Origin of the sequence: Klenkia sp. PcliD-1-E (assembly GCF_024124375.1) — a bacterium.
Taxonomy (GTDB): Bacteria; Actinomycetota; Actinomycetes; order Mycobacteriales; family Geodermatophilaceae; genus Klenkia.
In genome coordinates this window covers 1-12,649 of record NZ_JAMXRZ010000117.1, presented here as the reverse complement: position 1 = coordinate 12,649, position 12,649 = coordinate 1, and the positions used below count along the sequence as shown (strand labels likewise).

Annotated in this window: 14 protein-coding genes; 8 read left to right on the top strand and 6 right to left on the bottom strand. The window is 74.1% G+C overall.

Annotation, left to right across the window (positions count from 1 at the left end; translation table 11 throughout):
- Positions 1-236: 236 nt before the first annotated feature.
- Positions 237-1,433, bottom strand: coding sequence for a cytochrome P450 (locus NH342_RS24360; protein WP_253017121.1), 1,197 nt, complete (start codon positions 1,431-1,433; stop codon positions 237-239).
- A gap of 6 nt (positions 1,434-1,439) precedes the next feature.
- Positions 1,440-1,982, bottom strand: a complete 543-nt coding sequence (locus NH342_RS18665) for a GNAT family N-acetyltransferase (RefSeq protein WP_253017119.1) — start codon at positions 1,980-1,982, stop codon at positions 1,440-1,442.
- Positions 1,983-2,073: 91 nt separating this feature from the next.
- Here NH342_RS18665 and NH342_RS18660 point away from each other — a divergent pair, with 91 nt between their 5' ends.
- Positions 2,074-3,063: an acyl-ACP desaturase gene (locus NH342_RS18660; RefSeq protein WP_253017117.1), complete on the top strand. Its 990-nt coding sequence runs from the start codon at positions 2,074-2,076 to the stop codon at positions 3,061-3,063.
- A 58-nt stretch (positions 3,064-3,121) separates the two neighbouring features.
- Positions 3,122-3,919 (top strand): exodeoxyribonuclease III, encoded by a 798-nt coding sequence (locus NH342_RS18655; protein ID WP_253017115.1) that lies wholly within the window; start codon positions 3,122-3,124, stop codon positions 3,917-3,919.
- Here the strand turns inward: NH342_RS18655 and NH342_RS18650 are convergent.
- On the bottom strand, positions 3,916-4,308 hold the full coding sequence (locus tag NH342_RS18650; RefSeq protein WP_253017110.1) for a hypothetical protein: 393 nt from the start codon (positions 4,306-4,308) through the stop codon (positions 3,916-3,918). The genes NH342_RS18655 and NH342_RS18650 overlap by 4 nt on opposite strands.
- 78 nt (positions 4,309-4,386) lie before the next feature.
- Between NH342_RS18650 and NH342_RS18645 the strand changes: the two genes are divergently transcribed.
- The 4 genes from NH342_RS18645 to NH342_RS18630 all read left to right on the top strand — a co-directional run bounded on the left by NH342_RS18645 (position 4,387) and on the right by NH342_RS18630 (position 7,264).
- Positions 4,387-5,466: a spore photoproduct lyase family protein gene (locus NH342_RS18645; RefSeq protein ID WP_253017108.1), complete on the top strand. Its 1,080-nt coding sequence runs from the start codon at positions 4,387-4,389 to the stop codon at positions 5,464-5,466.
- Positions 5,467-5,648: 182 nt separating this feature from the next.
- Complete coding sequence (locus NH342_RS18640; protein ID WP_253017106.1) at positions 5,649-6,119, top strand: hypothetical protein; 471 nt, start codon at positions 5,649-5,651, stop codon at positions 6,117-6,119.
- 11 nt (positions 6,120-6,130) lie between these two features.
- Positions 6,131-6,880, top strand: a complete 750-nt coding sequence (gene yaaA / locus NH342_RS18635; protein WP_253017104.1) for a peroxide stress protein YaaA — start codon at positions 6,131-6,133, stop codon at positions 6,878-6,880.
- Between the two features lie 63 nt (positions 6,881-6,943).
- Positions 6,944-7,264: a putative quinol monooxygenase gene (locus tag NH342_RS18630; RefSeq protein WP_253017102.1), complete on the top strand. Its 321-nt coding sequence runs from the start codon at positions 6,944-6,946 to the stop codon at positions 7,262-7,264.
- Positions 7,265-7,312: 48 nt separating this feature from the next.
- Here NH342_RS18630 and NH342_RS18625 read toward each other — a convergent pair whose 3' ends face one another.
- Together NH342_RS18625 and NH342_RS18620 are read right to left on the bottom strand one after the other, a co-directional pair.
- The gene (locus NH342_RS18625) at positions 7,313-8,353 is read right to left on the bottom strand and encodes an NAD(P)-dependent alcohol dehydrogenase (protein ID WP_308200697.1); all 1,041 of its coding nucleotides are present in this window, start codon (positions 8,351-8,353) and stop codon (positions 7,313-7,315) included.
- 96 nt (positions 8,354-8,449) lie between these two features.
- Positions 8,450-8,938 (bottom strand): GNAT family N-acetyltransferase, encoded by a 489-nt coding sequence (locus tag NH342_RS18620; RefSeq protein ID WP_253017100.1) that lies wholly within the window; start codon positions 8,936-8,938, stop codon positions 8,450-8,452.
- A 65-nt stretch (positions 8,939-9,003) separates the two neighbouring features.
- On the opposite strand from NH342_RS18620, the gene NH342_RS18615 reads away from it, so the two are divergent.
- Positions 9,004-10,419 carry an amidase gene (locus tag NH342_RS18615; RefSeq protein WP_253017098.1) on the top strand — a complete coding sequence of 472 codons (1,416 nt, stop codon included), beginning with the start codon at positions 9,004-9,006 and terminating at the stop codon, positions 10,417-10,419.
- Between the two features lie 39 nt (positions 10,420-10,458).
- Positions 10,459-12,165 carry an alpha-glucosidase gene (locus NH342_RS18610; protein WP_253017096.1) on the top strand — a complete coding sequence of 569 codons (1,707 nt, stop codon included), beginning with the start codon at positions 10,459-10,461 and terminating at the stop codon, positions 12,163-12,165.
- A 115-nt stretch (positions 12,166-12,280) separates the two neighbouring features.
- On the opposite strand, the gene NH342_RS18605 is transcribed toward NH342_RS18610, so the two are convergent.
- Positions 12,281-12,649: NAD-glutamate dehydrogenase domain-containing protein (locus NH342_RS18605; RefSeq protein WP_253017094.1), on the bottom strand; the 369-nt coding region annotated here is incomplete at its 5' end.

Below are 12,649 nucleotides of genomic sequence, written 5' to 3'. Positions count from 1 at the left end.
GAGATGCCGCGGTCGTTGAGCCAGACCTCGGGGGCGGGGGGGCGGCCGGCGTCGAGGTCGCGGCGGGGAATGCGGGCGGTCCGGTCGATGGGCTCCGGCGCGTCGGTCGGGTCGGTCACGCGCCCACCAACAGGCCCGTCCCCCGGTCGTCGCCGCTGTTCCGCATCACCCGATGATCGCACCGGTGGGGTGGGAGGGGCTCCCGGGGCGAGGGAGGTCACCCGGAGGCGGCACCCTCACCAGCGCACGGGCAGCGCGTCCAGACCGAACACGATCGACCGCTGACGGAACGTCAGCACCTGCGGGTCGGCGTCCAGGACCAGGCCGGGGAAGCGGTGCAGCAGCGCCGGGAAGGCGATCTGCAGCTCCAGCCGGGCCAGCGGGGCGCCGAGGCAGTGGTGGATGCCGTGCCCGAAGGCCACGTGCTGGGTGGGGGAGCGCCGCAGGTCCAGGCGGTCGGGGCCGGCCAGCAGCCGGGGGTCGCGGTCGGCGCCGGCCAGCGAGCACAGCACCAGGTCACCGGCGGTCACCTGCTGCCCGCCCAGCTCGACTTCCGCGCGGGCGAACCGGGGGAAGGCGACCTGGACGACGGTCAGGTACCGCAGCAGCTCCTCGACGGCGGCCGGTACCGCGGCGGGCTCGTCGCGCACCAGCGCGGCGTGCGCCGGGTCGCGCAGCAGGAGCAGGGTGCCCAGGGCCAGCATGCTCGCCGTGGTCTCGTGCCCGCCGACCAGGAGGCCGTCGACCAGCCCGGCCAGCTCGACGTCGTCCACGTCGTGGCCGTGCGTGCGGACCAGGTCGCCGAGCAGTCCGGGCCCGGGGTGGGCGCGCTCGCGGGCCACCAGGTCGCGCAGGTGGGCCAGGCCGTCGGCGGCGGAGTCCAGCGGGGCCACGATCGAGGACAGCAGGTCGAACCGGCCGGTGGCGATGGAGGCGAAGGACTCCTGGTCGGCACGGGACACCCCGAGCAGCTCGCCGATGACCATCGCCGGCACCGGGGTGGCGAACTCCGCGACCAGATCGGCGCCGGGACCGGCGGCCGCGAGGGCGTCCAGCCGCTCGTGCACCACCCGCTCGACGGCGGGGGCCAGGGCGGCGAGCCGGCGGGCGGTGAAGGCCGGGGCGAGCATGCGGCGCAGCCGGGTGTGGTCGGGCGGGTCCCGGAAGCCCAGGCCCCCGGGGTCGGCCAGGCCCAGGTCGCCGTCGTCGTCCCCGCCGGCGGCCGCCAGGTGGGCGAAGTCGTTGCTGAAGGCCGCGGTGTCGGCCAGCACGGCCCGGACGTCGGCGTGCCGGGTGACCAGCCAGACCGGGTTGCCGAACAGGTCCAGCCGGGTGACCGGTCCCTCCGCCCGCCGGTCGGCCAGCCAGCCGACGGGGTCGACGTCGTCCCGGGTGAGGGGGGCGAAGACGTCGTCGATCGCGAGCTCGGTCACGGGGGCTCAGTCGTCGGCGGGCGGGCCGGGGTTCCCGAGCAGGGCCCGCACGTCGAGCTCGAAGTGCACGGTCTGCAGCAGCTCGCCGGGCACCCGTTCGTCGAGGACCTCCACCACCGGCAGCGACCGCCAGAACGCCTCGGCTCCGGGGACGGCGGTGTCGGTGTGCAGGCAGAGCGTGCCGTAGCCGCCCTCGGTCACCGCCCACCTCGCTGCCGCGGTGACCAGCGCGCGGGCCACGCCGCGGCGGCGGTGCTCGGCCAGCACCCACACCCGGACCAGCTGGCCCACCGGCCGGCCGGCGTAGCGCTCGACGAGGGACTGCGGGCTGCGCGGTCCGCCGGTGCGCACCGCGGTGGTGCCCATCAGCACGCCGTCGTCGTCCCGGGCGAGCAGCAGCACCTGGCCGGGGGTGCGCAGGTAGGCGGCGGCGGGGTCGGCGACGTCGGCGTGCCACTCGGGCCGGAGGCCGTAGCCGAGGTCCTCCTCCAGGACCCGCAGCATGAGCGCCTGCGCGGGGGCGACGTCGTCGGGACCGGCCGGCTGCACGTGCACCCTTGTTGCAATCATCAGGCAACAGCCTGCCACAGCCGGTACCCGAGTAGCGTGGCGCCCACAGGCCCCACCCTGGAGGTGCACGGTGTCCGCGACCCCCACCACGGCAGCCCTGCTCGCCGAGCTCGAGCCGGTCGTCGAGGAGAACCTCAACCGGCACGAGAAGATGGCGCAGGAGTGGCACCCGCACGACTACGTGCCGTGGTCGCAGGGCCGGGACTTCGCCTTCCTGGGCGGCGAGGACTGGGCGCCGGAGCAGTCCCGGCTCGACGCCACCGCCAAGGCGGCGATGATCACCAACCTGCTCACCGAGGACAACCTCCCGAGCTACCACCGGGAGATCGCCACCCGGTTCAGCCGGGACGGCGCCTGGGGCACCTGGGTGGGCCGCTGGACGGCGGAGGAGAACCGGCACGGGATCGCCATCCGCGACTACCTCGTGGTCACCCGCGGCGTGGACCCGGTCGAGCTGGAGCGGGCCCGGATGGACTACATGACCTCGGGCTACGACTCCGGGGACAAGACCCCGCTCGAGGCGGTGGCCTACGTGTCCTTCCAGGAGCTGGCCACCCGGGTCAGCCACCGCAACACCGGCAAGGCGACCAACGATCCCGTGGCCGACCAGATGCTCGCCCGGATCGCCAAGGACGAGAACCTGCACATGGTCTTCTACCGGAACATCGTCGCCGCGGCCCTGGACATCGCCCCCGACCAGACCATGCGGGCCATCGCCGACGAGGTCATCGGCTTCGAGATGCCCGGGGCGACCATGGCCGGGTTCCGGAAGAACTCCACGATCATCGCCAAGGCCGGCATCTACGACCTGCGGCTGCACCACGACGACGTCGTGGCGCCGATCCTGCGGCACTGGAAGGTCTTCGAGCGCGACGGCTTCGGGCCCGAGGGGGAGCAGGCGCGCGAGGAGCTGGCCGCGTTCATGGCCGGCCTCGACGCCCAGGCCACGAAGTTCGTGGAGTCCCGCCAGCGGATGCGCGACCGCCTGCAGGCCAAGCAGGACACCGAGCTCGCCCCCCTCTCCCAGCAGAAGGACCCCCTCCTCCCCACCCCGAGCTGACGCTCGGTGCGGGCCCCTGGAGGGGGCCGTTCCAGCACCTCGCCCTAGGGTCGGCGGCGTGCGCCTGGCGACCTGGAACGTGAACTCCGTCCGGACCCGGGTCGACCGGGTCACCGCGTTCCTGGAGCGCAGCGGGGTGGACGTGCTGGCCATCCAGGAGACCAAGTGCCGGGACGACCAGTTCCCGCACCTGCCCTTCGAGGCCATCGGCTACGAGGTCGCCCACGTCGGGCACTCGCAGTGGAACGGCGTCGCGGTGGTGTCCCGGGTGGGCATCGACGACGTGCAGGTCGGTTTCGACGGGATGCCGTCGTGGTCGTCGAAGGAGGGCGTGGAGCCCGCCCCCGAGGCGCGCGCGATCGGGGCGACCTGCGGCGGCGTCCGGATGTGGTCGCTGTACGTGCCCAACGGCCGCCAGCTCGGCGACCCGCACCTGGCCTACAAGCTGGAGTGGCTCAAGGCGCTGCGCACGTCGGCGGCCGGCTGGCTGGCCGAGGACGGCGACGCGCAGATCGCGCTGACCGGCGACTGGAACATCGCCCCGCAGGACGACGACGTGTGGGACATGGCGGTGTTCAGCCACTCCACGCACGTCAGCCCACCCGAGCGGGCGGCGTTCGCCGCGGTGGTGGACGCCGGCTACGCCGACGTGGTGCGCCCGCACACGCCGGGGGAGTTCACCTACTGGGACTACACCCAACTGCGCTTCCCGCGCCGCGAGGGCATGCGGATCGACTTCCAGCTCTGCTCCCCGGCGCTGGCCGCCCGGGTGACCGGGGCGTCGATCGACCGGCAGGAGCGCAAGGGCAAGGGTGCCAGCGACCACGCCCCCGTGCTGGTCGACCTGACGGACTAGCGGACGACGCCCGTCGGGCCGGACGGCGGCTGCTGCTTCCCGAAGGGTCGGACGTCGCCGACCTCCGCGAGCCGGTCCAGCGCCCGGCGCCACCGCGGGGTGCGCCGTTGCTCCAGCTGGGCGATCCGGGCCTCCAGCTCGTCGACCCGGCTGACCGCCCGGACCGGCGGCGGTGGCACCGCGAGCTGGGCGAGCTGGGTGGTCAGTGCCTGCACCACCTCGGCGGCGTCGGAGGGGGAGAGGTGCACCGTGCCCACGCAGACGCTGTCGCGCCACACGCTGAGGTTGATGGCGTGCAGGTCGGGGTGCCGGGTGATCCGCACGCCCCGGCCTTGACCGCGCCGGTCCAGCACCCAGGACCCCATCCGCGACACCGCCGGCACCGTCATGGGACGACGGTCCTGGTCGGGCGCCGGTTCGTCAACAGAAGGGGAAGCGGACCCCCCGGTCCCGGTGTTCTCCCCGTGATGACCGCTGCTGCTCCCACCCGCGTCTGGACCCCGTCCCGCGTGCTGGTGACCGCGTCCGCCGCCGCCCTGCCGTACGGCCGCGCCGTCCTCGACCGGGTGCGGGCCGCCGGGGTGACCGACGTGCGGGTGCTGGCGGGCGACCGGCTGCCCAACCTGCGGGGGGACGGCGACCGGGCCGCCTTCATGGCCGCCAAGGACACCCTCGCCGTGGTCGTGGGCGCCCCGTCGAAGCGGAAGCTGCAGCCCATCCCGCCGTCGGCGGACTGGCGGTTCGACCTGGCCGAGGGCTGCCCCGCGCACTGCCAGTACTGCTACCTGGCCGGGTCGCTGTCCGGTCCGCCGGTCACCCGGGTGTTCGCCGACCTGCCCGACGTCCTGGCGTCGCTGGACGGGTACGTCGGCCGCGGGGCGGTCACCTCGGGCACCGCGGAGCGCGGCCACGAGGGGACGACGTTCGAGGCCTCCTGCTACACCGACCCCCTGGCCATCGAGCACCTCACCGGCGGGCTGGCCACCGCCATCACCCACTTCGGCACGCACGAGTGGCCCGGGCCGGTGCAGCTGCGGGCCACCACCAAGTTCGACGACGTCGAGCCGCTGCTCGACCTGCCGCACCGCGGCCGCACCCGGCTGCGCTTCTCGGTCAACGCGGCCACGGTCGGCCGGCGGTTCGAGGGCGCGACCTCGCCGGTGCCCGCCCGGGTCGCGGCCCTGGGCCGGGTGGCCGAGGCGGGCTACCCGGTCGGGCTGACCATCGCCCCGATCATGCCCGTGGAGGACTGGCGGGCCGAGTACGGCGACCTGCTGGACTCCGTCGCGAGCGTGCTGCCGACCGGGGCGGACCTGACGGTCGAGTGCATCACGCACCGCTTCACACCGGGCAGCAAGGCGACGCTGCTGGACTGGTACCCGCGCACGAAGCTGGAGATGGACGAGGACCTGCGCACCCAGAAGCGCGGGAAGTTCGGCGCGGTCAAGCACGTGTACCCGAAGCAGGTGATGGCGCAGCTGCGCGGCTGGTTCACCGAAGCGGTGGAGCAGCGGCTGCCGGGGGCGCGGTTCCTCTACTGGACGTGACCGTGCGTCCTCGGGACTTCACGCGCAGCTCCTGGTCCGTCATCCTGGGCGCCCCGCCGTGGAGGTGCCCGATGGCCACCCGCTTCGTCCCTGCGCCCGACTGGCCGAGGCCGCCCGCCGGGTGGGTGCCACCCGACGGCTGGACCCCACCCGCCGACTGGCCGGCTGCACCACCGGGGTGGGTGCACCTCGATCAGGCCCACGCCTACCGGGTGCGCTGGCTGGTCGTCTACTGGGGCGCGGTCGGCATCGCGCTGACCGGGGAGGTCCTCGCGTTCAGCGACGTCGCCCCCGCCGAAGCGCGATTGGCGATCTCCCTCGGTCTGCTCGCCATCGCCGGGAGCGCGACCATGGCGACGGACCTGCACCGCAGGAGGTTGCCCGCCGAGGAGTTCGACAAGGCCACCGCAGGGGCGCGGGTCGCCGGGATCGGTTGGTGGCTCCTCGTCGTCGTCCTCGTCGTCTTCGCGTCGGCCGAGAGCGGCCTCGGGGCCACGAGGGACGTCGACACCGACTCGGTCGTCGCGTCCACGACCACGCTGGTGGCCGCGCTCGTCGGCGTGGCCGCCTTGACGAAGGTCGTCGGGGAGGGATGGACCGAGTACAAGGCGGCCGTCGCCCGCCACCCGCACCGGTCCGGGGTCACCGCCTAACCTGGCTCCCCGTGCTCGTCCTGCTGCCGCCGTCGGAGACCAAGCACGCCGGCGGGTCGGGCGCGCCGCTGGACCTGGCCGCGCTGACCGCCGCCGACGAGCTGACCGCGACCCGGGCCCAGCTGGTCGACGCCCTCGTCGCGCTGGCCGACGACCTGCCCGCGTCCCGCGCCGCGCTGGGGCTGTCCCCGGCCCAGGACGACGAGGTCGAGCGCAACGCCGCGCTGCGCACCGCGCCGACGCTGCCGGCGATCCAGCGCTACACCGGCGTGCTCTACGACGCCCTCGACGTCGGCACCCTGACGAAGGTGCAGCGCGCCAAGGCCGGCGCCCGCCTGGCGGTGGGGTCGGCGCTCTTCGGCGTCGTCCGGGCCGGGGACCCGATCCCGGCCTACCGGCTGTCCGCCCACTCCCACCTGCCCGGCCTGCCGAACCTGCGGGCGGTGTGGAAGCCGGTGCTGGCGCCGGTGCTCGCCGCGACCGAGGGCCTGGTCGTCGACCTGCGCTCGGGCAGCTACCAGGCGCTGGCCCCGGTGCCGGGTGCGGTCACCGTCGACGTGGTCAGCGAGCGCGCCGACGGCTCACGGGCGGTGGTCAGCCACTTCAACAAGGCGCACAAGGGCCGGGTTGCCCGGCTGCTGGTCACCAGCCGCGCCGAGCCCGGCGACGTCACCTCGCTGGTGGCCCTGCTGCGCCGGGGAGGGTTCCACGTGGAACGCGCCCGCGGCAGCAGCGCGCTGACCCTCGTCGTCCCCGCCTGAGCTGTCGCAGAACGAGACAGCCGCCCGGGCGCGGTCCGGGCCGGACCGCGCCAGACTGGCCGCATGATCTTCATCTGCGTCCGTTTCCCGGTGAAGCCCGAGCACGCCGACCGCTGGCCCGAGATCTCGCGGGAGTTCACCGAGGCCACCCGCGCCGAGCCCGGCAACCTCTTCTTCGAGTGGGCCCGCAACGTCGAGGACCCGAACGAGTACATCGTGGTCGAGGGGTTCCAGGACGACGCCGCCGAGGCGCACGTGACCGCCGACCACTTCAAGAAGGCGCAGGCGGAGCTGCCGCAGTACCTGGTGCGCACGCCGAAGGTCCGCAACATGCAGATCCCGGGCGAGCACTGGGACGACCTGGGCGAGTTCACCGTCTCCTGACGCACGCGTGCCCCCGACCCGGCCGGGTCGGGGGCACGCGGGGGTTCGTCAGAGCTTGGCGATGTCGATCACGAAGCGGTAGCGGACGTCGGAGGCGACGACCCGCTCGTAGGCCTCGTCGATCTGGTCGCCGCCGATGACCTCGACCTCGGCGCCCAGGCCGTGCTCGGCGCAGAAGTCCAGCATCTCCTGGGTCTCGCGGATGCCGCCGATCTTGGAGCCGGCCAGCGAGCGCCGGTTCTGGATGAGGGAGAACGCGGCCTCCTTCATCGGCTCCTCGGGCGCGCCGACCTCGACCAGCGTGCCGTTGACCCGCAGCAGGCCCAGGTAGGCGTCGAGGTCCAGGGTGGCCGAGACGGTGTTGACGATCAGGTCGAACTCACCGGCCAGCTTCTCGAAGGTCTCCGGGTCGCTGGTGGCGTAGTAGTGCTGCGCGCCCAGGCGGAGGCCGTCCTCCTGCTTCTTCAGCGACTGCGACAGCACGGTGACCTCGGCGCCCAGGGCGGCGGCGATCTTCACGCCCATGTGGCCGAGCCCGCCGAGGCCGACGATCGCGACCTTCTTGCCGGGCCCTGCGCCCCAGTGCTTGAGCGGGGAGTAGAGGGTGATGCCGGCGCACAGCAGCGGGGCGGCTGCGTCGAGCTCGATGCCCTCGGGGATGCCGAGGACGTAGTTCTCGTCGACGACGATCTGCTCGGAGTAGCCGCCGTCGGTGGGCTTGCCGTCCTGCATGCCGCCGTACGTGCCGGTCTCGCCCTGCAGGCAGTACTGCTCCTCGCCGGCCCTGCAGTTCTCGCACTCGCGGCAGGAGTCGACGAAGCAGCCGACGCCGACCCGGTCACCCACCTTGTACTTGGTCACCTCGGCACCGACCTCGGCGACGGTGCCTGCGATCTCGTGGCCGGGGACCAGCGGGTAGTTCGCGGCACCCCACTCGTCGCGGGCGGTGTGGATGTCGGAGTGGCAGATGCCGGCGTAGGCGATCTCGATGCGGACGTCGTGCGGCCGGACGTCCCGGCGCTCGATGGTGGTGCGCTCGAAGCTGCCACCGGCGCTGGCGGTGGCCCGGGCGGTCACGGTCGTGGGCACAGGTGTCTCCTCGGGTCGGGTTCGGGGGGTGCGCCGCCGAGCAGCGCCACTGACCCCTACCCGGGCGCATTGCGCGCAATGCATGTGGGAGCGGGTTCACAGCTCCTTCGCGAACCAGGCCGTGTCGACCCACCGGCCGAACTTCCGGCCGACCTCGCCGAGCGTGCCGACGTGGGCGAAGCCGAAGGCCCGGTGCAGCGCCTCCGAGGCCGGGTTCGGCAGGGCGACCACCGCCAGCGCCCGGTGCAGGTCCTGCCCGGCCAGTGCGTCGAACAGGGCGGTGTAGAGCGCCGTCCCGATCCCGTGCCCGGTGGCGTCGGGGGCGAGGTAGACGCTGGTCTCCACGGTGGCGTCGTAGGCCGGGCGCGGCCGGAACGGTCCGCTCGCGGCGAAGCCGACCACGGCGCCGTCCCGTTCGGCGACCAGGACCCGGTGCCGGCCGCCGGGGTGCGCGGCCAGCCAGGCGGCGCGGTCGGCCTCGGTGGGCGGCACCGTGTCGAAGGTGGCCACGGAGTGCACGACGTGGTGGCCGTAGACGGCGGTGATCGCGGGGACGTCGGCGGGGACGGCGGGGCGGACGGTCACCGGGCCAGTGTCCGTCGTCCTCAGGTCTCTTACCGCTGAGGTACTTCCCGCGCTACGGTCCCCGGGTGACCGACGAGCTGTGCACCCGCCCCGCCACCGAGCTGGCCGACCTCGTCCGCCGCCGGGAGGTCAGCGCCCGCGAGCTCCTCGAGGCGCACCTGGCCCGGATCGACCGGTACGACGGCCAGGTCAACGCGATCGTGACCCGCGACGACGACGCCGCCCGGGCCGCCGCCGACGAGGCCGACGCCCGGCTGGCCCGCGGCGAGGTGGTCGGGCCGCTGCACGGCGTCCCGGTGGCGCACAAGGACACCCACCAGACCGGCGGCATGCGCACCACCTGGGGCTCGCCGCTGCACCGCGACACCGTGCCGGCCCGTGACGAGCTGGTGGTGGCCCGGCTGCGCGAGGCCGGCGCCATCCGGGTGGGCAAGACCAACGTGCCCGAGTTCGCCGCCGGGTCGCACACGTTCAACACCCTCTTCGGCGCCACGCACAACCCCTACCGGCACGGCCTGTCCGCCGGCGGGTCCTCCGGCGGGGCCGCCGCGGCGCTGGCCGCCGGGTTCGTGCCGCTGGCCGAGGGCAGCGACATGGGCGGCTCGCTGCGCAACCCGGCGGCCTTCTGCAACGTCGTCGGGCTGCGGCCCACCCCCGGCCGGGTGCCCTCGCACCCCACCGCGATCGGCTGGTCGCAGCTGTCGGTGCAGGGCCCGATGGGCCGCACCGTCTCCGACGTCGCGCTGGGCCTGTCGGTGCTCGCCGGGCCGGACCCCCGGGTGCCGATCTCGCTCGCGGACCCCGGCAGCGGGTTCGCCGCACCGCTGCCCACCGAGCTGACCGGGCTGCGCATCGCCTGGACGCCCGACCTCGGCGGCCGGGTGCCGGTCGACCCGGCGATCACCGAGGTGCTCATGGCGCAGCTGGGCGTCTTCCGCGACCTCGGCGCCGCCGTCGAGGAGGACTGCCCCGACCTGACCGGCGCCGACGAGGCGTTCGGCACGCTGCGCGCGTGGCTGTTCGAGGCCTCCTTCGGCGACGCCGTCCGCCGCTCGCCGGAGCTGGTCAAGGACACCATCAAGTGGAACGCCGCGGTCGGTGCGTCGTTGACCGGTGCGGACGTGGGCCGGGCCGAGGTCGCGCACACGACGCTGTACGAGCGGGTCGTGGAGTTCTTCACCCGGTACGACGTGCTGCTGGCCCCGGTCACCCAGGTGCTGCCCTTCCCGGTGGAGCAGGAGTACCCGACCCAGGTCGCGGGGGTGGAGTTCGAGGACTACCTGGGCTGGATGCGGTCCTGCACGCTGATCAGCGCCACCGGCTGCCCGGCGCTCAGCGTCCCGGGCGGGTTCACCCCCGACGGGCTGCCGGTGGGCCTGCAGGTCATCGGCGCCCCGCGGGCCGACCGCCGGGTGCTCGAGGTCGGCCACGCCTTCGAGCAGGCCACCCGCTTCGGGGAGCGCCGCCCCGACCTGGGGTGACCCCCGCGGGCGCAGCGCCGGCCGGGCAGGATGGCCGGGGTGGATCCCCTGAACCCGCCGTGGTGGACCGCCGCCGTCGTCTACCAGGTGTACCCCCGCTCCTTCGCCGACTCCGACGGCGACGGCGTGGGCGACATCAACGGGGTCCGCGGCAAGCTGGACCACCTGGCCGACCTCGGCGTGGACGTCGTCTGGCTGTCCCCGGTCTACCGCTCGCCGCAGGACGACAACGGCTACGACATCAGCGACTACCGCGACGTCGACCCGGTGTTCGGCACCCTCGCCGACCTCGACGCGCTCATCGCCGAGGCCCACGACCGGGGCATCAAGGTCGTGATGGACCTGGTGGTCAACCACACCAGCGACGAGCACCCGTGGTTCGTGGAGAGCCGGTCGAGCACCACCAACCCGAAGCGGGACTGGTACTGGTGGCGCGACCCCCGCCCGGGCGAGCACCCCCAGCCGACCAGCTGGCAGTCGTTCTTCTCCGGGCCGGCGTGGGAGCTCGACGCGACCACCGGCCAGTACTACCTGCACCTGTTCAGCCGCAAGCAGCCCGACCTGAACTGGGAGAACCCCGAGGTCCGGGCCGCGGTGCACGAGATGATGCGGTGGTGGCTGGACCGGGGGGTCGACGGCTTCCGGATGGACGTCATCAACATGATCAGCAAGCACCCCGACCTCGCCGACGGCCCACCGATCCCGGGGTCGCCGTGGACCGACGGGTCGGCGTCCTACCTGTTCGGTCCGCGGCTGCACGAGTTCCTCGCCGAGATGCACCGCGAGGTGTTCGCCGGTCGGGACGCCGACCTCATCACCGTCGGCGAGATGCCCGGGGTCACCGTCGAGCAGGCCCGCGAGGTCACCGACCCGCGGCGCCGCGAGCTGGACATGGTCTTCCAGTTCGAGCACGTCGGCCTCGACCACGGCGACTCGAAGTGGGATGCCCGCCCGCTGCGGCTGACCGACCTCAAGGCCTCGCTGGGCCGCTGGCAGGCCGGGCTGGCCGACGTCGGCTGGAACTCCCTCTACTGGGACAACCACGACCAGCCCCGCGCCGTCTCCCGCTTCGGCGACGACTCACCCCGGTACCGCCGCGACTCGGCGACCTGCCTGGCCACCCTGCTGCACGGCCACCGCGGGACGCCGTACGTGTACCAGGGCGAGGAGATCGGCATGGCCAACTCCCGCTGGGCCGACGTCCGCGACTTCCGGGACATCGAGTCGCTGAACCACTACGCCGACGCGACCGCCCGGGGCGAGGACCCGGAGCAGGTGCTCGCCGCGCTGCGCCCGGCCAGCCGGGACAACGCCCGCACCCCCGTGCAGTGGGACGGGACCGAGCACGCCGGCTTCACCACCGGCGAGCCGTGGATCGCGGTCAACCCCGACCACGTGGACTGGAACGTCGCCGCCCAGCGCGAGGACCCGCACTCGGTGCTGGCCCACCACCGCGCGCTGATCGCGCTGCGGCACGCGAACCGCACGGTGCAGCTGGGTGCGTTCGCGATGCTGCTGCCCGACCACGAGGACGTCTACGCCTACACCCGGACCCTGCACGAGGACGGGCCGGACGACGAGACCCTGCTCGTGGTGTGCAACGTGTCGGCCAACCCCTACCCGCTCGCCGACCTGCTGCCCGAGGCCGTCAGCGCCGAGCTGGTCCTGGGCAACCGCGACCACCTGCCCGACCACGACCCCGCCGTCCTCGGCCCCTGGGACGCGCGGATCCTGCGCCTGCGCTGACCCCGGCAGCTCGGCGTGGATCAGGTGCGACGGGCAGCGTGCATCCTCCCCACCCGACGTCGGTGGCGGAGGATGCACGTTCCTCGTCCCAGCTGATCCACGCCGGGGCGGCGGGTCAGGCCCGGCGCAGCCCCCGCAGGGTGCGGACGGCGACCACCAGCTCGGCCAGCTCGTGCGACTCCCCGGCGGCCAGCTCGGCCAGCTGGGCGGCGGCCCGGCGCTGGCCGGTGTCCCAGCGGTCGGCCCAGCGGGTCACCAGCGCCGCCGGGTCCTCCTCGTCCGAGGTCCGCCCACGCAGCACCTCGGTGGTCAGCGCGGCCTGCTCGGCGGTGAGGTCGTCGCGCAGCGCCGCCCGGGCCATCGCCGGCCACCGCCGGTCGCGGGGCAGCCCGGTGATCAGCTCGCGCAGCGGCACCAGGTCCAGCCGCGCGGCCAGGGTCTCCCAGACCCGGCCGGCCAGCGGCACCGGCGCCCCGGTGCCCTC